The organism is Blattabacterium cuenoti, from assembly GCF_014251635.1.
GTDB lineage: Bacteria > Bacteroidota > Bacteroidia > Flavobacteriales > Blattabacteriaceae > Blattabacterium > Blattabacterium cuenoti_S.
This window is the reverse complement of sequence record NZ_CP059194.1, coordinates 63,921-89,299: the sequence shown is the minus strand read 5'-3', so window position 1 is coordinate 89,299 and position 25,379 is coordinate 63,921. Positions and strand designations below refer to the sequence as shown.

Genomic DNA, 25,379 nt, shown 5'->3' with positions numbered 1-25,379 from the left:
TACTAAAATTAGTACAATTTATCTACTAATTTTTTTATAAATTCATCTTGTTTATCTACTTGATCTAACTCTTTTTTTAATATTTTTTCGGATATACGAATAGAAATATCTCCTATTTTATTTTTTAACTTATAAAGTTCAACTTCTTTTTCTATTTGAATATTTTTTTTTGTTTCTTCTATAATTCTTCTTTTTTCTATCATTCCTTCTTCTTTAGCTTTTAATTTTATTTTTTCTCCGATTTGAATAGCTTCTTTTAAGATCATGTCTCTTTTCTCATGGGTTTTCTTTAAAATTCTATTTTTTTTATCTTCTATATGTTTTAATTCTTTTTTCATTTGATCAGCTTTTTCAATAGATATTTTAATTTCTTCCTCTCTTTGGTCTATAAAATTCATTATTGGCTTCCAAGCGAATTTTGAAAGGAAAAGCATGAGTATTATAAATATTATAGTATGCCAAACAATTAGTCCAATAGAAGGAGTTACTAAATCCATTGGTATTTTTTTTTATTTAAACACAGCTAATAATGTAGTGACTATTCCGAATAATGCTGCTCCTTCAATTAATGCAGCTGCTACAATCATAGCATTCTGTATTTTATTCGAAGCTTCAGGTTGTCTAGCAATTGCATCCATTGCAGAACTTCCAATTTTTCCAATTCCTAATCCTGCTCCTATTACAGCAAGACCGGCCCCTAAAGCCGCTAAACCTGAGTAAGTTAAATCTATATCCATATTATTTAATTTTTAATGCGTTTCATTATCATGATCATGGTCATAATTTTTAACAGACATTCCTATAAGTAAGGCAGACAAAGTTGTAAAAATAAAAGCTTGTAAAAAGGCCACCATAATTTCTAACATAGAAATAAAAAAACCAAAAATTATGGAAAAACCAGCGATGAAAAAACTTTTGAAAATAAAAATGAGACAAATAAAACTTAAAATAATTATATGTCCAGCAGTAATATTAGCAAACAACCGAATACATAAAGTTAATGGACGGATAAAAATTCCAATAAATTCGATAGGCGCTAATAACAATCTAATTCCCATTGGAATTCCTGGCATCCAAAAAATATGTTTCCAATAACTTAAATTTGCATTTGTATTACTCACAATAAAAGTCATAACTGCTAACATTAATGTAATGTTAATGTTTCCTGTAACATTTGAAAACCCTGGAATAAGACCTAATAAATTGTTAATTAATATAAAAAAAAAGGATGTTAACAAAAAAGGGAAAAATATTTTATATTTTTTATTTCCAATATTAGGAATTGCAATTTCATCCCGTATAAATAAAATTAAGAATTCTAAAAAAATACCTAAACTCCATTTAGTTTGATAATTAGTATAACTACGTTTCATTCTTATAAAAATATAAGACAACAAAAAAGAGGATATAAAAATGGATACCACATTTTTTGTAACAGAAAAATCCCAAGGTTTATCATTTTTTGGAATTCCTTTTGGATTTATATATAACAATCCAAGATAATTAGTCTTATATATTTTTCCTCGAAACATCTTATAATACCCATATTTTCCTTTTACCACATTATGAGATGAAAATGTAGAGGAAGAAAAAATTTCTAATCCATTATTCCATAAAATAACTGGTAAAGAAAAAATAATTCCCCGATTGTGAGTCCCTGCAACATGCCATTCATGAGAATCACTTACATGATCCAAAATAATATTAGCTATATTTTCTTGATTTTTATTTTCATTTTTTTCATTCTTTTTTTGATTTTGATTAGAATTAGAAGCAGAAGATTCAAAAAATAAAAATAAAAAAAAGAATAATAAATATATTATCTTTTTTGAAATCATTTACTGAAAATCGAAAAATAGGAGACAAATTTATATTTTTTCCAAAAAAAATATTGTTTTTATAGAAAAAAATTTTTTTTCAAAAATTGTATTTTCATTTTTAGTACATTTGCATACAATAATGAAATTTCATAACTAACTATGACGATGAAGGAAGAAACAAAGCTTATTCAAAACATTTTATCTGATCCTCTTACGGGAGCAATATCTACACCAATATATCAAACTTCTACTTACGTACAGGAAGCTCCTGGTGTTCATAAAGGATTTGATTATACTAGAACCAATAATCCTACAAGAAAAATATTAGAAAACTTAATAACTAATTTGGAATATGGTTGTGCTAGTTTAGCATTTTCTTCTGGATTAGCATCTGTGGATGCTGTTTTAAAATTGCTAAAATGTGGAGACGAAATAGTAGCTGTAGATGATATTTATGGAGGAACATTTCGTTTACTAAATTTGTATAAAAAATTAGGAATTAATACTAAATTTGTGGATACAACAGATGCAGAAAAAACTATTTCTGCTATTTCTGATAGTACAAAATTAGTTTGGCTGGAATCCCCTACCAATCCTACGTTAAAAATATCCGATATAGAATTTATTAGTAAGCAATCTAAAAAGAAAAATCCAACTATTTTAGTTGTTGTAGATAATACTTTTGCTTCTCCTGCTATTCAAAATCCTTTGAAATTAGGATCCGATATAGTAGTTCATAGTGCTACAAAATATTTAGCAGGACATTCAGATGTGCTAGCTGGATTAGTTACTGTAAAAAATACAGATTTATATGAAAAATTGAAATACATTCAAAACACAACTGGAGGGGTTTTATCACCTATTGATTGTTGGTTAACTATAAGAGGAAGCCAAACATTATATTTACGTATAAAAAAACAATCTCAAAATGCATTTCAAATCGCTTCTTTTTTAAAAAATGAAAAGAATTCTGAAATAGATAAAGTTTATTATCCTGGATTATCCCATCATAAAAATCATTTTATTGCAGTAAAACAACAACGATATTTTGGAGGAATTGTTTCTTTTAGTCTTAAAAAAAATACAATAGAATCAGCAAAAAAAGTAGTAACTTCCACTAAAGTATTTAAGTTAGCAGAAAGTTTAGGCGGAACAAAAAGTCTGATTTGTCATCCAGCTACTATGACTCACAAATCTACACCATTAGAAGTCAGAATTAATGCAGGAATACAAGATTCCCTTATTCGTTTATCTATTGGTATAGAAAACGTAGAAGATCTTATAGAGGATCTTGATCAAGCCTTAAAATAAAATAAGTGTGTTAAAACGTTTTTTCATCATGTAATGAAATACCTATGTAAGAGAGCTCTTGTCTAATTTTATCTGAAATTATCCAATTTCTTTCTTTTCTTATCTCTATACGAAGTTTGATTAATCTCTCTACAAGTATTTTAAAATTTTTAGAATTTTCTTCATCATGATTGATTTCTTGAATTCCTAAAATATCAAAAACAAAATAAATCATATATTTTTTTAATAAATTAACATAATATATATCTATATCATGAAGAGAATTATTAATAATATGCATAGAAGCTTGAAATAAATAAGTAATTAATAAAGGAAGATTAAAATCATCATTAATCGCTTGATAACAATTATTTATCCAATGATGAATATTAAAAATATTGTGATTTTTTAATGTTTTTTTGGATGTTTTAGGTTCAAAATTTTTTAACATCTCTATTGCTTTCATTATTCGATAATATACTTTTTCAGCATCCATAAGCCCTTTACTGGAAAAATTTATAACATTTCTATAATGAGATTGCAGAATGTAAAATCTAAAAATACTAGGAAAAAAGGTTTTTCCACAAATTTTATCGTGAATAATATCTTTTAACTCCAGAAAATTTCCTGTAGATTTGCTCATTTTATTCCCATTTAAAGTTAGCATATTAGTATGCATCCAATAATGTGCAAAATTACTTTGATTATAAACTCCTATCGCTTGTGCTAACTCGCATTCATGATGAGGAAATTTTAGATCTATTCCTCCACCATGAATATCAAAAGTCTCTCCTAAATATTTTGTACTCATAGTAGTGCATTCTATATGCCACCCTGGAAATCCTTTTCCCCATGGAGAATTCCAATTCATAATATGACTATCATAAGCTTTTTTCCAAAGAGAAAAATCCTGATATCCACGTTTTTCTTCTAAAAATTTTAATTTATTATGAGAAAGTTCATCAATTTTATTTTTACTAATCACACCATAAGGATATAATTTTCTATATTCTTTTAAATCGAAATATACAGATCCATTTATTTCGTATGCTAATTTTTTGGCAATTAATTCTTGAATCATATCTATTTGTTCTATAATATGACCTGTTGCTGTAGGTTCTATACTTGGAGGTAATACATTTAAAACGTTCAATAAATTATGAAATGAAAGAGTGTATTTTTGAACTATTTCCATAGGTTCAAGTTTTTCTATACGAGATTTTTTAGAAATTTTATCTTCTACATCGTGGTTTTCATTTTCTAAATGTCCAACATCAGTAATATTTCTTACATAACGAACTTTATATCCCAAATGTTTTAAATAACGAAAAACAATGTCAAATGATATAAAAGTTCTACAATTTCCCAAATGTAAGTGATTATAAACTGTAGGACCACATACATAAATTCCTACATATTCCTTATGAATAGGCTGAAAAAATTCTTTTTTTCCTGTTAAAGAATTATATATTTTTAGATGATTTCGATTTTTTTCTAGAAAATTTTTTTCCTTCATTTTTTCATTTAAGAAATTCCAATATAATGCAAAAATTCTTTCCGAATCTCTGAATTCTTTTTAAAAGATCCTATTAACTCAGTAGTTATAGTCTTACTGTCAGTATCTCTAATTCCACGAGAATTTACACATAAATGTTTTGCTTCTATAACACAAGCAACATCTTGTGTTTCTAGCATATCTTGTAAAGATTGAACAATTTGCATAGTTAAACGTTCTTGAACTTGTGGTCTTTTTGCATAAAAATTTACAATTCTATTAATTTTAGAAAGGCCTACAACTTTTCCATTAGAAATATAACCTACATGAGCTTTTCCTACAATAGGAAGAAAATGATGTTCACAAGTGGAGTAAACTGTTATATTTTTTTCTATTAACATTTGATTATATTTATATTTATTCTCGAAAATAGAAAAATCAGGGATATTCTTTGGGTTAAGACCACTAAATATTTCTTGTATAAACATTTTTGCTACTCGTTTAGGAGTTTTACGCAAACTATCATCATTCATATCTAAACCTAAAATTTTCATAATTTGAAAAAAATGTTTTTTTATTTTTTCAATCTTTTCTTCATCAGTCATAAACAAAACATTATTTTGTAAAGTTGTATCTGTATTAATTGAATGATTAAAAATAGAATTAGATTTTTGAGTAAATTTTTCTTTTTTTAAAATTTTTTTATGTTTTTCTTCCATCATAGCATAAACTTAATCCATGAAAAACAAAATTACGAAAACGATTCTGTTATAATCTATTTTATTTTACATTGATTTATATATATACAAATAAATAACAAAATTTTCATTTTTTAATATCATCAGGAATTTTACATATAGGAATAGGAATCATCTTATGTATATTTTTTTGATGTAAAATTTGATATTTTTTTAAAATTTTGTATTCTATATCGGATAAAGTATCATCTTTTTTTTTCATAATTTCCATTTTCATTGCCCATTCTAGTTCCTCATAAGTAGCTCCTAATTGATCTTCATCCGATCTATGATCATCCCAAAGTCCATCCGTTGGCTTTGCTTTTTGAATTTCATCAATAATATTTAATTTTTTAGCTAAAAAACGTACTTCACTTTTAGTCAAATCAGCTATAGGATGTAAATCTACACCTCCATCTCCATATTTTGTAAAAAAACCCACTCCAAAATCTTCCACTTTATTTCCAGTTCCAACAACAAGATAATTTTTAATATTAGCATAATAATATAAAGTCAACATACGAATACGGGATTTTACATTAGCTAACGCTAAAGAAAGTTTAGAATTTTTAACGTCATGAGTTATATGACAAAAGGTTGTAAATAAAGCAGACAAATCTTTTTCAAGATAATGAACGTTTGAAAATTTTTTTTTCAAAAAATTTGCATGTTTTATAGACAAAATATTTTTTCTATTTTCCATAATAGGCATTTCTAATATGATAGTAGGAAACTTAGTCATAGACACTAAATAAGATACTACTGAAGAATCTATTCCTCCAGATATTCCAAGAATAAAGCCATTAGATTTAGATTTTTGAATATATTCTTTCAACCAGGAAACAATATGTCTAATTACTTTTTTTTCTTTCATTATTTTATTTTAGTTTGAATACCATTATAAACATTTTAATATGTCTTTAATACTAAATATAGAAACTTCTACTAAAAATTGTTCAGTCAGTATTGCTAAAAACGGAATATGTTTAGCTTCTGTAGAAGAATGTTCGGAAAAATATTTTCACTCAGAAAAATTACATACATTTATACAGTACGTTATAAATATTTCCGGAATTCATTTTCAGGATTTAAAGTCTATCTGTGTTAGCAAAGGGCCGGGGTCTTATACTTCTTTGAGAATAGGAGCATCCGCTGCTAGAGGTTTATGTTGTGCTTTAGATATTCCTTTGTTATCTATAGATACATTGACAATTATGAGTTATAAAATAAACATAAAAAAAGGATTTTTGATTCCCATGATACATGCTAAATCTGATTTTTTCTATACATCATTATTTAATGAATCAAAAGAAAGATTGAGCCCTATCAGGATAAAAAAATTGGATGATGATTTTTTTAAACATTTTTCAAAAAATGAAAAAGTCTATTTTATTGGAAATTACCCTCTCATATATAAGAAATTATTTTTTCTTGTAAATAAAAATGAATGTTCATATAAAATGCCATCTGCAATGGATATGTCTCTCATTTCTTACAAAAAATTTTGTAAAAAAAAATTCAATAATGTAGAAAAATTTGTTCCTTTTTATTTATGAAATACATAATTTTTTTAAAAAACTATGAATAATAAATAGTTTATTCACTATTTATTATTGAACAAAAAACAATGTACTTTTTTTAAATTTAAAGAAACCCCTGTTCCCCTAATAAAATTCTTACGATTTACTAGCGTAGTAAGTATAGTTTCAATACAATAAAAAGCCATTATTTTACGTTAATTTTTTATTTAAAGTAAAGTAAGTGTAAGAAACGTCGTGTAAGTGCGTGTGTATGACATGAAGTATTATAGTAGCATATGCTGTGATTCAAAATAAAATTGTTTATTTTACCAGAATGTTACTGAATTTAGATAGAATGGGGAAAGCATGATATAATTTATATTTCAATGTACTGAAAAAATTTTATCAAAGAACAAAGAAAGAGAAATAAACATATTATAAAAAATAAAAAAGTATTTCATAGAAAATCATGATCCAAATTAGATTCCAAAATTTTTTGGATATGTTTACTCCAATTATATTTATTTATATAATTCTATCTTTAGGATGGAAAACCTTTCGATTTTTTAATGTAGAAATTCTTTTAGGTATTGTATTAATAATAAGTATTTTACATTTTTTTATTCTTTTTGATAAAAGGATCGAAAAAGGTTATAGGTCTATGATTTTTTTATCCTTTTTGATATTGACGCTTTCTCTTATTTTTTCTTTTGTAAAAATTTCATTCTTTTATAATGGAAGGATAACTGCAGATATAAAAATATCCACGCTTATTAGTTTAATTTTATATATACTAATTCGTGTCACTTATTTTATGCGAATAGTATACGTTAAAATTCATAATCCTGCTTTTATATTCATTATAAGTTTTGTTTTTTTATCTTTTTTAGGATCTATTTTATTAATGCTTCCTGCATCTACAGTAAAAAAAATATCATTTATAGATGCTTTATTTACTTCTACTAGTGCTGTATGTGTGACGGGGCTAGTAGTATTAGATACAGCTAAAGATTTTACATATTTAGGAAAAATATTTATACTTATATTAATAGAATTAGGAGGTTTAGGTATTTTAACTATAACTTCTTTTTTTAGTTACTTTTTTAGAGATGGATTTTCTTTTAAGGAAGCTATTTTTGTTAGTAATTTTTTAAATACAAAAACAACGAGTAACGTTCTTAGCTTAGCTGTTAAAGTAGTTATGTTTACTCTAACAGTGGAATTTATTGGTACTTTATTAATTTATTTTTCTATTAAAAATAAAAATACAATAGAATCTGATAGTATTTTGTTTTTTTCTATTTTTCATTCTATATCTGCTTTTTGTAATAGTGGATTTTCTACCTTGAGTCAAGGACTATATTCACAATCTGTAAGATTTAATTATATATTTCAATTAATTATTGCTTTTTTATTAATATTAGGTGGAATAGGTTTTAACATTTTATTCAATTTTTTTTCATATGTATGGTTAACTGTAAAAAAATATTTTTTAAAAATTTTTAAAGATGAAGGTTTTAGGCGTCCTGCACATGTAGTAACTTTAAATACACAAGTTGTTATATTAACAACTTCTTTTTTGCTTTTTTTTGGAACAATTTTTTATTATGTAAGTGAATATCATTGTTCTCTTTCAGAACATTCTTCTTTTCATGGAAAATGGATTGTTTCGTTTTTTTCTTCAGCTACATCTAGAACAGCTGGATTTCATGTGTTAAATATGAGTCTTTTAAGCCCAGTTACTATTTTTTTTACTATGTTATTAATGTGGATAGGTGCTTCTCCAGCTTCTACTGGAGGTGGAATAAAAACAAGTACTTTTGCATTAGCGTTGATGAATATCATTTCTTTGTCTAGAGGAAAAAATAGATTAGAAATTCAAAGAAAAGAAATCTCTCAGGAATCTATTAGATTGTCTTTTTCAATTATTATGTTATCTATAATAGTTATATACATGAGCATTTTATTGATAATTTTCATGGATCCAAAAGAAGATATTTTATCTATTTCTTTTGAAGTTTTTTCCGCTTTTTCTACAGCAGGATTATCTTTAGGGATCACTTCTAGTTTGTCAAATGGAAGTAAATTAGTTTTAATACTTTTAATGTTATTAGGAAGAATAGGAGTTTTTAATGTTATGATTGGTTTATTAAGGAAAAATAAAATTGGTTCCCATCATTATTACAGATATCCTAAAGGAAATATTCTTATCAATTAATTAAGATTAAGAAATATATATGAAAATTATAATTATTGGGTTAGGAAATTTTGGAAGATCTTTAGCTCTTAATTTAACAGATAATGGACATGAAGTATTTGGTATAGATCATAAAATGGAAAAAGTAGATTTATTAAAAGATCATATAGCAAATGTAGTATGTATGGATGCTAACAATGAAGCAGCTTACAAAGTATTACCTATTCAACAAGCAGATTTAGGAATTGTAGCTATTGGAGAAAACGAAGGCTCTTCAATAGTAACTACAGCTATACTAAAAAAATACAAAAATTTGAGAATCGTAAGTAGATCTTTGTCCAAAATTCATGATACAATATTAGAAGCAATGGGTATTAATGATGTGATTCATCCAGAACAAGATGCCGCATTTCGATTAACTAAACAAATCTCTTTTAATTATGCTTTAGATTATTTTAGAGTCGATAATAAACATTCTATAGCAGAAGTTTTTTCCCCATATTCTTTTAGTGAAAAATCAGTTAAAAGTTTAAGATTAACTCAAAAATATTCTGTTTCTTTAATTACCGTGATACGAGATATTAATAACCCAACGTCTTCCAAAGGAACTCCTACAAGAAAAGTCATAGGATTAGTCACAGGAGATACTGTTTTACAAAAAGGAGATATATTAACTCTTTTTGGATCTAATAAATCTATCATGAATTTTGTTAAAGATAAAAAATAGTAATTATGATGAGTATTTCACATATAAGGATACTTATAATTTTTACTTTCCTGAAAAAAAGGATTTCCTTCAGAAGTAGAAGAATCAAATTTTCTTTTATTAAAATTTGAAAATAAAATATAAATAAACCCCCCCCCTATTATCAATAAAAAACCTATTATTTCGAATATACAAAATTCAACCCCACTATTAATATCTGGAGCTATTAAATTATATATATCTATGTAATGGCCTATGAGTAAAATTAAAGATACTAAAAATACTATTTTGTAATTTGATTTACTTTTACTGCTAATTAATCCAAAAAAAGGAATTAAAAAATTAGGAATCAACATCCAAAAATGAATGGAATTATAAATTTCTTCTCTTTTTATAAAATATATAATTTCTTCTGGAATATTTCCATACCAATAAAGTAAAAATTGTGAAAACCAAAGATAAGTCCATAATAAGCTCCCAGAAAATAAATATTTGCTTAGATCATGTAAATGATTTTTATTGAATAAGGGAAAATGTCCTATATTGTTTAGATAAATAGCTACTATTGTGATAGTGCTTATTCCCGTTATAATAAAACTACTCAAAACATACCAACTAAATAAAGTACTGAACCAATGTGGATTTAAAGACATAATCCAATCCCATATCATAAATATAGAAATGATAGAGAAAAATATAACAAAAATAACAGATCTATTATATAATTTTTTATAGTCACTTAAAGAATATGATATATATAATTTATATGATAGTTTTTTTATATTTAAATAAAAAAAACTATATAATAATACATAAATCGTACTTCTTATCAAAAAAAACGGAATATTCAAAAATAATTTTTTATTTGCAATAATTTTATCATATTTTAAAGAAATAGGATTATATAAATCGGAATTCATCCAATGAAATATGTGTACTATATCCATAGCATTTAATAACAAAAAAATAAGAATCATAAAACAGCCATATGGAATAAAAGAAGAAATTTCCTCCATAATAGGATGAATAATTACGGACCAACCTGATTTTGAAATATTTTGTACTCCCAAAAAAAATAATGTTCCTAGAGATATAGAAGTAAAATAAAAAATGGAAATATATAATACTGTACAAGAAGGGTTATGATCCTGAAAGATTTTATCTAAAAAAACAAAAATAAAACCTACAATTATTATAATAAAAACAAGAATTTTCTTTTTTTTTTTATAAAACTGATACATGTTGATTTTATTTATTTTTATTTTTTAGAAACATAACATATTCTGATACTCTCCATCTATCTATTTCATTTAATTGTGAAGCATAAGAATTCATATTGTTTTTTCCATATGTAACAACAGAATAAACACTTCCAATAGTAAGATCTCTATCTTTATAATTAGGAATTCCAAAAATTTTTTCATGTTTTACTAACTCTCCTTCTCCATCTCCATTTTTACCGTGACATATAGAGCAATTGATTTCATATATTTTTTTTCCTTTTTTTATTATAATTTCTTTTTTTTCATTGCTATATAGAGGATTTTGAACTATATTTTTTGAGTCATTTAATCCTTTATTTTCAATATTTATTAAATTATAAAATGTTTCATTTCTAGAAACAGTTCCTCTCACTGGTAAAAGTGAAGAAGTTTTTCCTTTTAAAAAGAAAGGAATTTGAATTTTTTTAGTTTTTTTGTAACTAGGATAAGGATCTGAATAAGGTTCATATGCTTCTGAATAATACATATCCGGCATATATACTATATTAGGTTTAGTTTTATCAAACCAACAAGATTCTAAAAACATTGATAAAATTATGTTTAAAATAATAATAATTTCGTAAAAATATTTATTCATAGCACTACACTTAACTTATAATCTTTTATTTTTATTTTTTTTGAATTGAGTTTAACATTTTTTTATCATAACCTCTATTGCTCCATTTTCTTTTAATAGATCAACTAATTTTTCTGTATTTTTTTCAGTATAAATTTCTACTAGAAACATGTTATCAGTCGTTCTTGGATCTGGGTTTTTTGGCATACGTCCTGGAAATAATCTACATTGAATAAGATAAGTGATACACATAAAATGTGCAGAAAAAAAAATTGATAACTCAAATATAACAGGGACAAAAGAAGGAAGATTTTTAATCCAAGAAAAAGAGGGTTTTCCTCCAATATTTTGAGGCCAATCCCAAATCATAGCATACCAAGTTAATAGACAAGCTACGCAAAAACCCAATAGTCCATATATAAAAGATAAAAAAGATAAATTTGTTTTTTTTAGTTTTAACACATTATTTAAATTATGAATAGGAAAAGGAGAATATACATCATGGATATTATAATTCTGATCCTGTATAATTTTTATGCTATTGATCAACGTATTATTATTATTATATAATGCATGTACATATACATATGCATTCACATTCATTTCATTATTTTTTCTCATGATCAGGGTTCAATATTGTTTTTAATTCTGATTGTGAAATAACAGGAAAAACACGTATGTATAACAAATAAAGCATGAAAAATAGCCCAATAGTTCCTATAAAGATTCCAACATCTACAAATGAAGGAATAAAACCTGTCCAAGAAGAAGGAAGATAATCATGACTCAAGTTTAAAACAATAATGTCAAACCTCTCAAACCACATTCCAATATTTATGATGATAGCTATAACATAAGACCAGAAAAAGCTTCTTCGTATAGATTTAATCCATAAAAATTGAGGAATAATAACATTACAGATGATCAAAGCCCAAAAAGCCCACCAAAATGGCCCTTTAGACGCTTCTACAGAAAAATAAATGAATTTTTCAAAAGGATTTCCTGAATACCAAGCAAGAATAAATTCTGAAATATAAGCTAATAAAACAATTCCTCCTGTTAATAAAATAATCATATTCATGTATTCAACATGGTTTTTGGTAATATAATCTTCCAAAGAAAGAACTTTTCTTGCTACGCCTAATAAAGTTTGTACCATAGCAAAGCCAGAAAATATAGCTCCTGCCACAAAATAAGGAGGAAATATTGTGCTATGCCAACCCTTAATAACAGAAGTAGAAAAATCAAAAGAAACTATGGTATGTACAGAGAATACTAATGGAGTGCATAAACCAGCTAAAATTAAGGAAACTTCTTCGAACCTTTGCCAATCTTTTGATGTCCCCCCCCATCCAAAACTCAGAATACTATATATTTTTTTTTGAAAAGGATCTGAAATCCGATCTCGTATCATTGCGAAATCTGGAATTAATCCCATGAACCAAAAAACTGTAGAAACAGAAAAATAAGTACTAATAGCAAATACATCCCATAATAAAGGAGAATTAAAATTTGGCCATAAAGTTCCAAATTGATTAGGTATAGGTAATACCCAATGAGCATTCCATGGTCTTCCCATATGAATAATAGGAAATAATCCTGCTTGGATTACTGCAAAAATTGTCATTGCTTCTGCTGAACGATTAATAGACAAACGCCATTTTTGACGAAATAATAACAAAACAGCTGAAATTAAAGTTCCAGCATGACCGATTCCAACCCACCAAACAAAATTGGTAATATCCCAAGCCCAGTTAATAGTTTTATTTAATCCCCATACACCAATCCCTGTTCCTATTGTATAAAAAATGCACCCTAATCCCCATAAAAAAGCTAAAATAGAAATAAATAAAGATATCCACCACAGATTTCCGGCTTTATTATTTATAGGATTTAATATATCATCGCTGATATTTTCAAATGTTTTTTTTCCTAAAATTAGGGGTTTTCTTATAGGAGATTCATAATGATTTAACATAATTTTCTCTATTTCATTTTCTCTATTTCATTTTCTCTATTTCATTTTCTCTATTTCATTTTTCTTTTTATTTCTAATTTTCAATTGATAAGATACATTAGGTCTTACTCCTATAAAATCTAATAGTTTATAAGATCTAGAATTTTTTATTTTTTTAGAAATAAGACTATTCATATCATTAACGTCTCCAAAAGTAATGGCTTTGGTTGGACAAGAAATGCTGCAAGCTGTTTCAAATTCTTGGTCTTTAACTTTTCTATTTTCTTTTTTTGCAATGCCTATAGCATATTGCGTTCTTTGTATGCATAAAGAACATTTTTCCATAACTCCTCTAGTTCTAACAACGACATCTGGATTTAGAACCATTTTTCCCAAAGTATTATTCATGTTAAAATCAAATTTTTGATTATTAGCATAATTAAACCAATTAAACCTTCTAACTTTATAAGGACAATTATTTGCACAATAACGAGTTCCTACACAACGATTATAGGCCATCATATTTTGCCCTTGTATTCCATGAGAAGTCGCTCCAACAGGACATACTGTTTCACAAGGCGCATGATCACAATGTTGACACATGATCGGTTGAAATATTACTTTTGGATTCTTATAAATATCTTTTTCATTTTCATCATTTTCTTCTTTTTCTTCTTGTGGAAAATAATACCTATCTATACGTAACCAATGCATATCTCTAGATTTCTCTATTTCCTCTTTTCCAACAACAGGTACGTTGTTTTCAGAATGACATGCGATTATACAAGATCCACATCCAATACAGGCATTTAAATCTATGGATAAATTAAAATGATGTCCATTTTTATTTTCATGGTTTTTATCCCAAATCGAAATTTTTTCTTGAGAAAACATTCCTTTATGAGTTAAAACTTTTTCTTCTTCATTCCAAACTTCTTTTGGGTTGTTTAAAAATGTATCCAAATTAGTTTCTTTCACTAAACTTCTTCCTACTGTTGTGTGATGCAGCTGCACACAAGCAAATTTATGTATTTTATCTACTTTTTTTATTTGTATATTATTTTGTACTATGAAAAAATTTTCATAACCTCTGTAAGCATTTTTTCCATTAACTAGTTTAGATAATTTTCCTTTTTTTTGCCCATAGCCAAAAGCTAATCCTACAGATCCTACAGCTTGTCCAGGTTGAATAAAAATAGGAATATTTTGAATTATCGTTTTATTATTCTTAATTAAATTTACACAGTTACCATTTAAAGATCCATCTCCCGAATTCCAATTTTTCAATTCCATTTTATTTGCATCGGAATATGATATAGTCAAATAATTATCCCATGTGGTACGCGTAATGGGATCCGGAAGCTCTTGCAACCAAGGATTATTATATTGATGACCATCTCCCATACTAATTTTTGTGTATAATCTAAGTTCAAGATTTTTTCCTATTTCTTTTTCTTTGTCAATTAGTTTTTTTCCATATTTCTTGATTTTTTCGTTATCTTTTGAATAATTCCAATTATTTGAAATAGGTTTATAGTTACTCATTTTCACTACTCCATGAAATAAAGCTTCATTAAAAGAGGAAACATTAGATTTAGGAATAATATCTCTCTCCCAAGCTTTTTTCAAATATTCGTAATAATTTTTTTCTTTTATTTGACTCCAAATTATTAAAGAATCCTGAAATTGTCTTGTATTAAAAATGCATTGAATTGTGGGTTGTATTAATGTATAAACATTAGTAACCGGATGAGTATCCCCCCAACTTTCCAACCAATGAGGAATAGGAGCTAATACATCCATAATTTCATTTGTTTCATCTTTTTTCATAGAAAAAGAAACTGTTAAAGGTATTTTTTTTATAAATTTTTTTACTTTTTCAGAAATGGATAATGGAAGGCTGTAAATAGGATTAACATTGTGAATAAATAAACCTCCAATATTTTCTTTTTCTAAATTTTTCAAAAAACTTATGAATTCATTATCATTACTTTCTTTTGAAAAAAGATATTTATTCTTTTGTAATGCATGACTATTAATTTTTTTATTAATTAAAAAAGATAATTCATAAGATTCTTCATCTCCATCTGCAAGAATAACGCTTTTAGATCCCATTTTATTTATTAATGAAGCTATTTTTTCTGCATTTTCATCCTTAGGTTTTTTCCCTAAAAAAATTTTTTGAAAAATTTCAAGCAACATTTTTTTTATGTCAGAAGGTTTTTTAGATAAACGAATATCTGCATTAGCTCCAGTTATTGTCATATTACTTTCTATTTGAATATGTTGCGTCATATTTTTTTTAGGGGTCCTGTTAAGGACATAAGATTTAGCCATATTTTCTGGACTCCAATCCCCCAAAAAATCAGCATCAAATGAAACTATTAATTCGGATTTTTCTAAATCAAAAACAGGGAAACCACGAACTCCAAATGTTTCTTCTGAAGCATCCAAAGCTTTGGAATATGAAATAGGATCATAAGTAATCCATTTAGTATAAGAATATTTTTTTTGAAAATCTTGAATCAATTTTTTTGTTGAAAAACTTGGAAAAGAATAAGAAAGAAAAATTATATCTTTTTTCGTTTTAGATAAATATTCCAAATGTTGGATAACATAATTATCTATTTCTTTCCAAGAACTTTTTTTTCCTTTTATAAAAGGGCTTCGTAATCTTTCTTCATCATAAAGAGAAAGCAAAGAAGATTGTATCCTTGCAGAAGTTGTATTAAAGTGTTCAGAAGATGAATTCGGTTCTATTTTTATAGGTCGTCCTTCTCTTGTTTTCACCAAAACACTTCCTACATCAAAAGAATCAATCATAGTTGATGCATAATAATTAGGAATTCCTGGAGTGATATTATCTGGTTTGACTACATAAGGAATAGATTTTATTACTGGCCCTTTGCAAGCGGCTAAAGTTACTGAAGCTGTCCCAAACCCTAACCACTTAAGAAAATCACGTCTAGATGTTTCTCCTTTAAAAAGATCTTTTACCGGATTGTAATTTTCAAATATTTTTTCCTTTTTATTTGATTTCATAATAATTTTATTAATCGCTTTCATTTTATTTTCAGTAATGACATTTAGCGCATTCCGTTCCTCCAATCATATCAACAGTTATTTGTTTTTTTTTATTCGGAAAATATTCTTTATAATATTGATTTTTAGTGTCTATTTCTACTTGTCTATGACAAGAAATGCACCATTCCATGGTGAAATCATTAGACATTTCTACTGTATCCATATTCTGAACTTCTCCATGACAAGCATTACAAACTAAATTTACTTTTTTTAATTTTTTAATTGTTTTTTCTCCTGTTATGATATGTTGAGAATGATCAAAGTAGACAAAATCTGGCATATTGTGAATACGTGTCCATTGAATGGGGTGAGTTTTTTTAGAATATTCTCTGGTTTCAGGATTCCATCCTACTGCCTTATATATTTTTTGTATCTCCTGATTATACTCATTTCTACTTTTTCCTTTTTCTAAATAATCTCCATTATATTCATGAATAGTAATATGACAATTCATGCAAACATTAACTGATGGTATACCAGAAACTTTCCCATATTTTGCAGAAGAATGACAATATTGACAATCAATTTGGTTAATTTCAGAATGAATTTTGTGAGAAAAGTAAATAGGTTGTTCAGGTTTGTAACCCTTATTAACATCTATTTTCATTAAAAAATTCCAACTTTCATATATTCCTGCTAACAAGAAAAAACCTGTAAAACAAGAAAATAAATACCATTTTTTCTTGTCATCTCCTAATATTTTTTTATATAAAATATTTATTAAAAAATTTTTTTTTCTAAAAATAGAAACTTCTGTTTTTCCTTTATTTATTAACCTTATTAGAATTTGTATTCTATATAAAACCCAAAGTAGAATTAAAGATAAAATACCAAAACAGAAAATAATTAATTTCACTAAAAATTCTTTTTCTTCTTTTTCATTAGTTTCATCATTATTATTATTATTCCCATGATTTTCTTTTTCTTTTCTTGAATCTGGATTTTGTATTATAAAAGATAATATGTCATCTATCTCTTTTTCTGAAAATTGAGGAAATGAATTCATTTCTATATTTCCATATTCCTTATAAATTGCTATAGCTTCTTTATCTCCACTTTCTCTTAAAGATTTATTATCCTTAATCCATTGGTGTAACCATTTACGATTTCTTTTTTCAGTCACTCCATGTAGAGCAGGCCCTATCATTTTTTTTTCTAGATCTATGGAATGGCATGCTGTACAATTTTTTTTAAAAAGTTTAGTTCCATTTTCTACGTCTCCTTTTATACTGTCAGCTTTTATCTTTTTTTCTCCTACTCCTATTAAAAAAAAAGAAAAAATGAAAATAAAAAACGAAATTTTTCTCATACTATAAATTATAATGAATTCATACATTATTTTATATTATAAACAAAATAAAAGAAAAAAATCCCATTTTTTGGAAAAAAAAATTCGTAAATTCCTTTTATGAATCTATGAATCTTTTAACTTTGTTTCATGAATAAGATTTATTTTTCTTTATTAATGTTAATAACTATGACCTATAATAATTTGATTTCCAAAGATTTTAATTCTTATAAAAAATCGTATAAAATTAAATTTTTCGAAGAAAAGCTATCAAATGGTTTGCATGTTATTTTACACCAAAATAAAACAAACCCTTTAGTTTCTATTTCCGTTTTGTATCATGTAGGAAGTAAAAATGAAATACCTGGTAGATCAGGTTTTGCTCATTTTTTCGAACATCTTATGTTTGAAGGATCTAAGAATATTAAAAAAGGAGAATATTTTAAATATATAGCTTCTAACGGAGGAAAAAATAACGCTTATACAAATTATGATGAAACTTGTTATTATGAAATATTGCCATCTGACCGTCTTCCATTAGCTTTATGGTTAGAATCGGAAAGAATGCTTCATGCTAAAGTAGATGAAGAAAGTATTAACATACAAAGGGAAGTAGTAAAAGAAGAAAAAAAAATGCGAGTAGAAAATCAACCATATGTGAAAGCAATTTCGGAAATTATTCCTTCTTTATTATTCAAAAAACATCCATATAAATATCCAATTATTGGATTGGATCAAGATTTAGATGCCGCTACAGAAGCGGATTATAAAGAGTTTTATAAAACTTACTATGTTCCAAATAATGCTGTTTTAGTTGTATCTGGGGACTTTGATATGAATGAAGCTAGAACATTGATTAAAAAATATTTCGAATCTATTCCTAAAGGAACAATGAATTTTAGAATGAAAAAAATAGAAGAAGAACCTATGAAAAAAGAAATATTTTTTACTTATGTAGATAAAAATACTAAAGTTCCTGGAGTATTTTTATCCTATAGAGTGCCTAAACTCACAAATAAAGATTCTTATGTATTAAAAATGATTGATCACGTATTATCTTCTGGAGAAAGTTCTCGTATAATAAAAACTATTGTAAACACAAAACAAATAGCTTCTTATGCCGGTTCTTTTTTAGATACTATGGAAGATTATGGTATTTTTGTAATATATGGATTAATAAACCCTGGAATTACATTAGACCAATTAACAAAAATAATAGATGAAGAAATCGATTTTTTAAAAAAAAAAGGAATAACACAATATGAATTGGATAAACAAAGAAACTATTTTGAAAAGAAATTTATTTCCGATAACTATTCTATGAGTGGAATAACTGCAAATTTATCTCACTATTATTTATATTATCATAATGCTGACTTAATTAATACTGATATAGAAAAATATCGAAAAATAACTATAGAAGATATAAAAATAGTTGCTAACAAATATTTAAATAAAAATAATAGAGTTCGTTTATATAATGTTCCAGATAACAATAACACAAATAAATAAATTCCTTGTAAAAATTATCCTTTCTATAATAATTTTTTTTCATACAATAATTATGTTTGCTCATATATTTAATCGGAATATACCACCTCAATCTCTAAAAAGAAAGACTACTATAAATATTGAAAAACCTAAATTTTTTCAAATGAAAAATGGGTTAAAAGTTTTAATAGTAGAAAATCACAAACTTCCTTTAGTTAGAATTGGGTTAGAATTAGATTGTAAACCTTTTCTAGAAAAAGATAAGGCCGGAATAAAAAAAGTTTTTGGTCAAATGATTCGTTCTGGAACAAAAAATTACACTAAAGAAGAACTAGACGAAATTGTTGATTACATGGGATGTAGTTTATACACTTCTTTTTCAGAAATATCTATTTTCACTATGAAAAAATATTTGGATAAATCAGTTTCAATCATGAGCGATATTTTAATGAATAGTGTGTTTGATAATTCCAAAGAATTAGATAAAATAATAAAACAAAGAATTATCGATATCAGCCTTTCAGAAAAGGATCCAAATGCTATTTTACAAAGAGTAAGAAACGTTTTATATTTTGGAAAAAATCATCCTTATGGAGAATACGAAACTCATGATACTATTAAAAATATCACCCTTCATGATTTAAAAAAATTGTACGAAAAATATTATATCCCAAATATATCCTATCTTTCTTTTATCGGGGATGTATCCAAAAAAGAAGTAGAAAAATTGTGTCATCTTTATTTTTCTAAATGGAAAAAGAAACCATATATAGATGATCCTGTTATAGAGGAGTATGTGATTCCATCTAAAATAGAAATTGATGTAGTGGATATTCCTTCTTTAACTCAATCTACTATTTGTTTCGGTGGACCGGTTTGTTTAAAAAAAAATGATCCTGAATATTTTTCTTCTATACTTGCAAATGGAATTTTAGGGGGAGGGCCTCAAAGTCGTTTATTTTTGAATCTTAGAGAAAAGAAAGCTTATACATATGGAGCTTATTCTATTTTAAAATCAGACAGAAATATTGGTTATTTTTCAATTTATACTCAAGTAAGAAATGAAGTAACAGAAAAGGTTATAAAGGATATTATAAAAGAAATTGTGGAAATAACAGAAAATCAAGTCTCTTTAGAAGAATTAAATATCAAGAAAAAAGAAATAAGTGGTCAATTTATTCTTGATTTTGAAGATCCTAATAGAATTAGTGATCTTTTTATATGTGAATTAAAAAATAATCTTCCAAGTGGATTTTACAAAAATTATTTAAATCAAATAGAATCAGTTACGATAGATAATATATATCAATCATCCAAAAAATTTTTTTCTACAAAAAATGGAAGAATTATAATTGTTGGAAAAAATAGTGATATATTACCTAATCTCAAAAAGTTAGGTTATCCTATTCGTTATTTTGATCAATTTGGATCTTTAATAAAAAAAGAAGAAAAATGAATCAAGATTGTTCTTTAGAAGAACGTATTATTTCAGTACTAAAAAGTATATATGATCCAGAAATTTCAGTAGATATTTATGAATTAGGTCTGATTTACGATGTTCAAGTTTTTGGAATAGATAAAGTAAAAATAGTAATGACTTTAACTACACCTAATTGTCCAGTAGCAGAAAGTTTACCTTTGGAAGTCAAAGAAAAAGTTAAATCCATACAAGGAATAAAAAAAGTAGATGTAGTTTTAACATTTGATCCGCCTTGGAGTCGGGAATTTATGAGCGAAGAAGCTCGTTTAGAACTAGGATTGTTATAATATAAATATAATATGAGTATTTTCAGTTTATTATTTTATGGAATATTGGTTCTTTTAATTTTATCTTTTTTTTCTAGTTTTATTTTTATAGTGAACCAGGAAACAGCCGCTATTCTTGAAAGAGTGGGAAAATTTCATAATATTTGTTATGCAGGATTAAATTTTAAGCTTCCTATTATAGATAATATAGTAGGAAAATTAACATTAAAAATTCAACAATTAGATGTATTAGTGGATACGAAAACAAAAGATAATGTCTTTGTTAAAGTAAAAGTATCGGTTCAGTTCAAGGTTATAAAAGATAAAGTATATGAAGCTTTTTATAAATTGGATAATTCTCATGCTCAGATTACTTCTTATATATTTGATGTTGTTAGAGCAGAAGTTCCTAAAATGCGTTTAGATGATGTTTTTGAACGAAAAGATCATATTGCTCTTGCAGTTAAAGGAGAATTGGAAGGATCTATGTTGGATTATGGATATTCTATAATTAAAGCATTAGTTACAGATCTTGATCCAGACGAACAAGTAAAACAAGCTATGAATCGAATTAATACAGCGGAGAGAGAAAAAGTAGCGGCTGAATATCAAGCAGAAGCTGAGAGGATTAAAATAGTAGCTAAAGCTAAGGCAGAAGCTGAAAGTAAAAAATTACAAGGAAAAGGAACAGCAGACCAACGTAGAGAAATAGCTAGAGGAATTTTAGAATCAGTAGAAGTGTTAAATAATGTAGGAATAAATTCACAAGAAGCTTCTGCTTTAATTGTTGTAACACAACATTATGATACTCTTCAATCTATGGGAGAAAGTGGAAATACTAATTTAATTTTATTACCTAATTCACCAGGATCAGCGAATGAAATGTTAAACAACATGATCACTTCATTTAATATTTCTAACCAAATTGGAGAAACTCTTAAAAAAAAGAACAATAATAGAAAAAAATAAATTTTAAATTTCATGGAAATTATAGGAATAGTCAAAAAACTATTTGATATTCAAAAATTTAATAGCGGATTTCAAAAAAGAGAAATAGTTATTACCACTGAAGAGCCATATCCTCAAAATATATTAGTTGAATTTATTCAAGATAAAGTGGATTTGTTAGAAAATGTAAAACCAAAAGATAAAATAAAAATTTTTATCAATATTCGAGGAAGAGAATGGACAAATCCTGAAGGAATTATTAAATACTTTAATTCTATACAAGGATGGAAAATAGAATATCATTCTAATTATACAGGAACTTCAAATAAAACTTCCACTGCTTCTTCATCTTCTTCTTTATCCTCTGATGATTTTGATGATTTACCTTTTTAAATTTAAAAAATATTAGTTTACAATAAATTATTAATTAATAATTCTTGGTATATAATATCTTTTTTATAATCCCATTTTTGGGATGGAGAATATTTTTTAGCATAAAAAATAATTTGAAAATGTAATTTTTTCCAATTTTCTTTTTTGAAAATACGTTTTGCATCTTGTTCTGTTTGTTTCACGTTTTTTCCATTACTTAGTTTCCAACGAAACATCATTCTATGAATGTGCGTATCCACAGGAAATACAGATTCATTAGATACATGAGATAAAAAAACAGACGCAGTTTTATGTCCTACTCCAGGTAAAGATTTTAATTTTAAAATATCCTTAGGAATAATTCCATTATATTCTTCTATTAAGATGACAGATAAATCATAAATATTTTTAGATTTTATATTATAAAGCCCTATATTTTTTATATAATTTTTTATTTCTTCAATAGAGATACAAATTGTATCCATGGGGGTCTTTATTTTTTTAAATAAAAGTTTTGTTATTTCATTTACTTTTTTTTCTTTACTTTTAGCGGTTAATATTATAGAAATCAATAAGGTATATTCGTTAATATAATAGAGAGTACTCGTTGGATTAGGATATAAAAAATCTAATATTCTTTCAATGATATTTTTCTTTTTTAAAAGAATATTCATTTTTTTTGACTAATTAATACTTTTACATTGTCATAACTTGCATTCATTTTTAGTGAAATTTTATCTCCTTTTTTTAATTTTTCACTAATTATATATTCAGATATAGGATTTTTTATAAATTTTTCTATTACTCTTTTTAAAGGACGAGCTCCGTATTCTTGATCAAATCCTCTTTTTTTAATAAAATCTATTACTTCAGGAAATAGGACTAATTCATAACCTAAATTATGTACATGAAGAATTATTTTTTTCAATTCTATACAAGTTATTTTTGATATATCTTCTTTTGATAGAGAATTAAAAATAACAATATCATCTATTCTATTTAAAAATTCAGGAGAAAAAGTTCGTTTTAAAGCTTGTTCTAATACATTTTTAATATAATTGTTTAATTTTCTTGCTTGAGTATGAAAACCTATTCCCTGACCAAATTCTTTTAATTGTTGTGTTCCCGTATTTGAAGTAAAAATAATTACGGTATTTTTAAAATTTATTTTTCTTCCAATACTATCTGTTACACATCCATAGTCTAACATTTGTAATAAAACATTAAATACTTCATGATGAGCTTTTTCGATCTCATCTAATAATATTACAGAATAAGGTCTACGACGTATAATCTCTGTTAATTGTCCTCCTTCTTCATAACCTACATAACCTGGAGGGGCCCCTATTAATCTAGATACAGAAAATTTTTCCATATATTCACTCATATCTATTCGAATTAATGATTCCTCAGAATCAAATAATTCTTTAGCAAAAATTTTTGCCAAATAAGTTTTTCCTACTCCTGTTTGTCCTAAAAAAATAAAAGAACCTATAGGTGAATTGGGGTCTTTCAACCCAGTTCTATTTCTTTGAACCGCTTTTACTATTTTTTCTACAGCTTCATTTTGTCCTACTATTTTTTCTTTTAATATATCTATCATTTTGCTCAATTTTTTCATTTCAGCTTGAGCTATTTTATTTACTGGAACTCCACTCATCATAGACACCACTTCTTCAACATTTTCTTCGGATACAATTTCTTTATTTTTTTTAGAAGATTCTTCCCACTCTTTTTGAGCTTTTATTAATTTTTTTTCTATCCGTTTTTCTGTATCACGTAATCGTGCCGCTTCTTCATATTTTTGACTTTTAACTACTTTAGATTTCTCTTTTCGAATGCTTTCTAATTCTTTTTCCAAAAGAACTATTTCCTGTGGAACTTTTATATTCTTAATGTGAACACGGGATCCCGCTTCATCTAAAGCATCAATCGCTTTATCTGGTAAAAAACGATCTACAATATATCGTACAGTAAGATGTACACAAGCTTTTATCGCTTCTTCTGTATAAATAACATTATGATGACTTTCATATTTTCCTTTTATCTTTTTTAATATTTCTACGGTTTCTTCCTCAGAAGAAGGTTGCACAATGATTTTTTGAAATCTTCTCTCTAATGCTCCATCTTTTTCTATGTATTGTCTATATTCATTTAGTGTAGTAGCGCCAATACATTGAATATCTCCTCTCGCTAAGGCCGGTTTAAATATGTTAGAAGCATCTAATGAACCTGTAGTCCCTCCTGCTCCAATCATAGTATGAATTTCATCTATAAAAAGAATTAGTCCTGTATTTTTTTCTGATTCATTTATAATGGCTTTCATTCTTTCTTCAAATTGACCTCTATATTTAGTTCCAGCAACTAAACTTGCTAAATCTAATACAACGACTCTCTTATTATACAATACTCTAGAAACTTTTTTCTGCACAATACGCAACGCTAACCCTTCAGCAATAGCAGATTTTCCTACTCCAGGTTCTCCTATAAGAAGAGGGTTATTTTTTTTTCTCCTACTCAATATTTGAGATACACGTTCAACTTCTTTATCTCTACCTACCACTGGATCTAATTTTCCTTCCATCGCTATGGAATTTAAATCTCGTCCAAAATTATCTAAAACAGGAGTTTTACTTCTTATTGAAGACCCTCCTCCATAATAACCAGAACCTGTTCCACTCCCTCCAGATCCATAAGAAGAGGCAGTACTATCATTTTCAATATCTTCATCGGAATAAGCAGAAGAGAAAAAAATTTTTTTTCTACTGTTTGACGAATAATGATGAATCATAAATTAAAATCATTAAAAATATTTTATAAATAAAAAAAAAGATAAAATATCTCTTTCATTTCTACAAATTATAAATAATTTGAATAAAAATATTATTA

The 25,379-nt window shown here is 26.2% G+C and carries 23 protein-coding genes; 9 read left to right on the top strand and 14 right to left on the bottom strand.

Going from position 1 to position 25,379, the window contains the following annotated elements; translation table 11 throughout:
• Positions 1 to 8 precede the first annotated feature (8 nt).
• The 3 genes from atpF to atpB are packed head-to-tail and all read right to left on the bottom strand — an operon-like array spanning position 9 to position 1,838.
• Complete coding sequence (gene atpF / locus H0H64_RS00370; RefSeq protein ID WP_185857385.1) at positions 9 to 497, bottom strand: F0F1 ATP synthase subunit B; 489 nt, start codon at positions 495 to 497, stop codon at positions 9 to 11.
• 12 nt (positions 498 to 509) lie between these two features.
• On the bottom strand, positions 510 to 737 hold the full coding sequence (gene atpE, locus H0H64_RS00365; RefSeq protein WP_185852213.1) for an ATP synthase F0 subunit C: 228 nt from the start codon (positions 735 to 737) through the stop codon (positions 510 to 512).
• 12 nt (positions 738 to 749) lie between these two features.
• Positions 750 to 1,838, bottom strand: coding sequence for a F0F1 ATP synthase subunit A (gene atpB / locus H0H64_RS00360; RefSeq protein ID WP_185857384.1), 1,089 nt, complete (start codon positions 1,836 to 1,838; stop codon positions 750 to 752).
• A gap of 147 nt (positions 1,839 to 1,985) precedes the next feature.
• On the opposite strand from atpB, the gene H0H64_RS00355 reads away from it, so the two are divergent.
• Positions 1,986 to 3,131: a trans-sulfuration enzyme family protein gene (locus H0H64_RS00355; protein WP_185857383.1), complete on the top strand. Its 1,146-nt coding sequence runs from the start codon at positions 1,986 to 1,988 to the stop codon at positions 3,129 to 3,131.
• A gap of 10 nt (positions 3,132 to 3,141) precedes the next feature.
• Here H0H64_RS00355 and cysS read toward each other — a convergent pair whose 3' ends face one another.
• The 3 genes from cysS to nadE all read right to left on the bottom strand — a co-directional run bounded on the left by cysS (position 3,142) and on the right by nadE (position 6,216).
• Entirely contained in the window at positions 3,142 to 4,626 is a 1,485-nt protein-coding gene (gene cysS / locus H0H64_RS00350; RefSeq protein WP_185857382.1) for a cysteine--tRNA ligase, read from the bottom strand.
• An 8-nt stretch (positions 4,627 to 4,634) separates the two neighbouring features.
• Complete coding sequence (folE, locus tag H0H64_RS00345) at positions 4,635 to 5,210, bottom strand: GTP cyclohydrolase I FolE (RefSeq protein WP_394798754.1); 576 nt, start codon at positions 5,208 to 5,210, stop codon at positions 4,635 to 4,637.
• 220 nt (positions 5,211 to 5,430) lie between these two features.
• Complete coding sequence (gene nadE, locus H0H64_RS00340; RefSeq protein WP_185857380.1) at positions 5,431 to 6,216, bottom strand: NAD(+) synthase; 786 nt, start codon at positions 6,214 to 6,216, stop codon at positions 5,431 to 5,433.
• 40 nt (positions 6,217 to 6,256) lie between these two features.
• Between nadE and tsaB the strand changes: the two genes are divergently transcribed.
• From tsaB to H0H64_RS00325, 3 genes are all read left to right on the top strand, one after another.
• The gene (gene tsaB / locus H0H64_RS00335) at positions 6,257 to 6,898 is read left to right on the top strand and encodes a tRNA (adenosine(37)-N6)-threonylcarbamoyltransferase complex dimerization subunit type 1 TsaB (RefSeq protein ID WP_185857379.1); all 642 of its coding nucleotides are present in this window, start codon (positions 6,257 to 6,259) and stop codon (positions 6,896 to 6,898) included.
• Between the two features lie 433 nt (positions 6,899 to 7,331).
• Positions 7,332 to 9,080, top strand: coding sequence for a TrkH family potassium uptake protein (locus H0H64_RS00330; RefSeq protein WP_185857378.1), 1,749 nt, complete (start codon positions 7,332 to 7,334; stop codon positions 9,078 to 9,080).
• A gap of 19 nt (positions 9,081 to 9,099) precedes the next feature.
• Entirely contained in the window at positions 9,100 to 9,786 is a 687-nt protein-coding gene (locus H0H64_RS00325) for a potassium channel family protein (RefSeq protein WP_185857377.1), read from the top strand.
• Between the two features lie 17 nt (positions 9,787 to 9,803).
• Here H0H64_RS00325 and H0H64_RS00320 read toward each other — a convergent pair whose 3' ends face one another.
• The 6 genes from H0H64_RS00320 to H0H64_RS00295 are packed head-to-tail and all read right to left on the bottom strand — an operon-like array spanning position 9,804 to position 17,954.
• Complete coding sequence (locus tag H0H64_RS00320) at positions 9,804 to 11,006, bottom strand: hypothetical protein (protein WP_185857376.1); 1,203 nt, start codon at positions 11,004 to 11,006, stop codon at positions 9,804 to 9,806.
• A gap of 7 nt (positions 11,007 to 11,013) precedes the next feature.
• Positions 11,014 to 11,625, bottom strand: a complete 612-nt coding sequence (locus tag H0H64_RS00315) for a c-type cytochrome (RefSeq protein WP_185857375.1) — start codon at positions 11,623 to 11,625, stop codon at positions 11,014 to 11,016.
• Between the two features lie 51 nt (positions 11,626 to 11,676).
• Positions 11,677 to 12,225 carry a DUF3341 domain-containing protein gene (locus H0H64_RS00310; protein WP_238784994.1) on the bottom strand — a complete coding sequence of 183 codons (549 nt, stop codon included), beginning with the start codon at positions 12,223 to 12,225 and terminating at the stop codon, positions 11,677 to 11,679.
• Complete coding sequence (gene nrfD, locus H0H64_RS00305) at positions 12,212 to 13,582, bottom strand: NrfD/PsrC family molybdoenzyme membrane anchor subunit (RefSeq protein WP_185857374.1); 1,371 nt, start codon at positions 13,580 to 13,582, stop codon at positions 12,212 to 12,214. The genes H0H64_RS00310 and nrfD overlap by 14 nt, the downstream gene beginning before the upstream one ends.
• Positions 13,583 to 13,618: 36 nt before the next feature.
• Positions 13,619 to 16,627: a 4Fe-4S dicluster domain-containing protein gene (locus tag H0H64_RS00300; protein ID WP_238784993.1), complete on the bottom strand. Its 3,009-nt coding sequence runs from the start codon at positions 16,625 to 16,627 to the stop codon at positions 13,619 to 13,621.
• Positions 16,628 to 16,634: 7 nt separating this feature from the next.
• The gene (locus tag H0H64_RS00295; RefSeq protein ID WP_185857373.1) at positions 16,635 to 17,954 is read right to left on the bottom strand and encodes a c-type cytochrome; all 1,320 of its coding nucleotides are present in this window, start codon (positions 17,952 to 17,954) and stop codon (positions 16,635 to 16,637) included.
• Between the two features lie 129 nt (positions 17,955 to 18,083).
• Here H0H64_RS00295 and H0H64_RS00290 point away from each other — a divergent pair, with 129 nt between their 5' ends.
• From H0H64_RS00290 to H0H64_RS00270, 5 genes are read left to right on the top strand one after another with little or no spacing between them, the layout of a single operon-like run.
• On the top strand, positions 18,084 to 19,445 hold the full coding sequence (locus tag H0H64_RS00290) for a M16 family metallopeptidase (protein WP_185857372.1): 1,362 nt from the start codon (positions 18,084 to 18,086) through the stop codon (positions 19,443 to 19,445).
• A 52-nt stretch (positions 19,446 to 19,497) separates the two neighbouring features.
• The gene (locus tag H0H64_RS00285; protein WP_394798749.1) at positions 19,498 to 20,880 is read left to right on the top strand and encodes a M16 family metallopeptidase; all 1,383 of its coding nucleotides are present in this window, start codon (positions 19,498 to 19,500) and stop codon (positions 20,878 to 20,880) included.
• A complete protein-coding gene (locus H0H64_RS00280) occupies positions 20,877 to 21,191 on the top strand; it encodes an iron-sulfur cluster assembly protein (RefSeq protein ID WP_185857370.1) in 315 nt (104 codons plus the stop codon). The genes H0H64_RS00285 and H0H64_RS00280 overlap by 4 nt, the downstream gene beginning before the upstream one ends.
• Positions 21,192 to 21,203: 12 nt before the next feature.
• Positions 21,204 to 22,139 (top strand): SPFH domain-containing protein, encoded by a 936-nt coding sequence (locus H0H64_RS00275; protein WP_185857369.1) that lies wholly within the window; start codon positions 21,204 to 21,206, stop codon positions 22,137 to 22,139.
• A 12-nt stretch (positions 22,140 to 22,151) separates the two neighbouring features.
• A complete protein-coding gene (locus H0H64_RS00270) occupies positions 22,152 to 22,511 on the top strand; it encodes a DUF3127 domain-containing protein (protein ID WP_185857368.1) in 360 nt (119 codons plus the stop codon).
• A gap of 17 nt (positions 22,512 to 22,528) precedes the next feature.
• On the opposite strand, the gene H0H64_RS00265 is transcribed toward H0H64_RS00270, so the two are convergent.
• Both H0H64_RS00265 and H0H64_RS00260 read right to left on the bottom strand, forming a co-directional pair.
• Positions 22,529 to 23,164 (bottom strand): endonuclease III domain-containing protein, encoded by a 636-nt coding sequence (locus H0H64_RS00265; protein ID WP_185857367.1) that lies wholly within the window; start codon positions 23,162 to 23,164, stop codon positions 22,529 to 22,531.
• Positions 23,161 to 25,281, bottom strand: coding sequence for an ATP-dependent Clp protease ATP-binding subunit (locus H0H64_RS00260; RefSeq protein ID WP_185857366.1), 2,121 nt, complete (start codon positions 25,279 to 25,281; stop codon positions 23,161 to 23,163). The genes H0H64_RS00265 and H0H64_RS00260 overlap by 4 nt, the downstream gene beginning before the upstream one ends.
• Between the last annotated feature and the right edge of the window lie 98 nt (positions 25,282 to 25,379).

What these genes read in the sequence shown, in the direction of transcription:
- atpF (WP_185857385.1), bottom strand. Translation starts at nt 497, where the DNA reads ATGGATTTAGTAACTCCTTCTATTGGACTAATTGTTTGGCATACTATA.
- atpE (WP_185852213.1), bottom strand. Translation starts at nt 737, where the DNA reads ATGGATATAGATTTAACTTACTCAGGTTTAGCGGCTTTAGGGGCCGGT.
- atpB (WP_185857384.1), bottom strand. Translation starts at nt 1,838, where the DNA reads ATGATTTCAAAAAAGATAATATATTTATTATTCTTTTTTTTATTTTTA.
- H0H64_RS00355 (WP_185857383.1), top strand. Translation starts at nt 1,986, where the DNA reads ATGAAGGAAGAAACAAAGCTTATTCAAAACATTTTATCTGATCCTCTT.
- cysS (WP_185857382.1), bottom strand. Translation starts at nt 4,626, where the DNA reads ATGAAGGAAAAAAATTTTCTAGAAAAAAATCGAAATCATCTAAAAATA.
- folE (WP_394798754.1), bottom strand. Translation starts at nt 5,210, where the DNA reads ATGACTGATGAAGAAAAGATTGAAAAAATAAAAAAACATTTTTTTCAA.
- nadE (WP_185857380.1), bottom strand. Translation starts at nt 6,216, where the DNA reads ATGAAAGAAAAAAAAGTAATTAGACATATTGTTTCCTGGTTGAAAGAA.
- tsaB (WP_185857379.1), top strand. Translation starts at nt 6,257, where the DNA reads ATGTCTTTAATACTAAATATAGAAACTTCTACTAAAAATTGTTCAGTC.
- H0H64_RS00330 (WP_185857378.1), top strand. Translation starts at nt 7,332, where the DNA reads ATGATCCAAATTAGATTCCAAAATTTTTTGGATATGTTTACTCCAATT.
- H0H64_RS00325 (WP_185857377.1), top strand. Translation starts at nt 9,100, where the DNA reads ATGAAAATTATAATTATTGGGTTAGGAAATTTTGGAAGATCTTTAGCT.
- H0H64_RS00320 (WP_185857376.1), bottom strand. Translation starts at nt 11,006, where the DNA reads ATGTATCAGTTTTATAAAAAAAAAAAGAAAATTCTTGTTTTTATTATA.
- H0H64_RS00315 (WP_185857375.1), bottom strand. Translation starts at nt 11,625, where the DNA reads ATGAATAAATATTTTTACGAAATTATTATTATTTTAAACATAATTTTA.
- H0H64_RS00310 (WP_238784994.1), bottom strand. Translation starts at nt 12,225, where the DNA reads ATGAGAAAAAATAATGAAATGAATGTGAATGCATATGTATATGTACAT.
- nrfD (WP_185857374.1), bottom strand. Translation starts at nt 13,582, where the DNA reads ATGTTAAATCATTATGAATCTCCTATAAGAAAACCCCTAATTTTAGGA.
- H0H64_RS00300 (WP_238784993.1), bottom strand. Translation starts at nt 16,627, where the DNA reads ATGAAAGCGATTAATAAAATTATTATGAAATCAAATAAAAAGGAAAAA.
- H0H64_RS00295 (WP_185857373.1), bottom strand. Translation starts at nt 17,954, where the DNA reads ATGAGAAAAATTTCGTTTTTTATTTTCATTTTTTCTTTTTTTTTAATA.
- H0H64_RS00290 (WP_185857372.1), top strand. Translation starts at nt 18,084, where the DNA reads ATGAATAAGATTTATTTTTCTTTATTAATGTTAATAACTATGACCTAT.
- H0H64_RS00285 (WP_394798749.1), top strand. Translation starts at nt 19,498, where the DNA reads ATGTTTGCTCATATATTTAATCGGAATATACCACCTCAATCTCTAAAA.
- H0H64_RS00280 (WP_185857370.1), top strand. Translation starts at nt 20,877, where the DNA reads ATGAATCAAGATTGTTCTTTAGAAGAACGTATTATTTCAGTACTAAAA.
- H0H64_RS00275 (WP_185857369.1), top strand. Translation starts at nt 21,204, where the DNA reads ATGAGTATTTTCAGTTTATTATTTTATGGAATATTGGTTCTTTTAATT.
- H0H64_RS00270 (WP_185857368.1), top strand. Translation starts at nt 22,152, where the DNA reads ATGGAAATTATAGGAATAGTCAAAAAACTATTTGATATTCAAAAATTT.
- H0H64_RS00265 (WP_185857367.1), bottom strand. Translation starts at nt 23,164, where the DNA reads ATGAATATTCTTTTAAAAAAGAAAAATATCATTGAAAGAATATTAGAT.
- H0H64_RS00260 (WP_185857366.1), bottom strand. Translation starts at nt 25,281, where the DNA reads ATGATTCATCATTATTCGTCAAACAGTAGAAAAAAAATTTTTTTCTCT.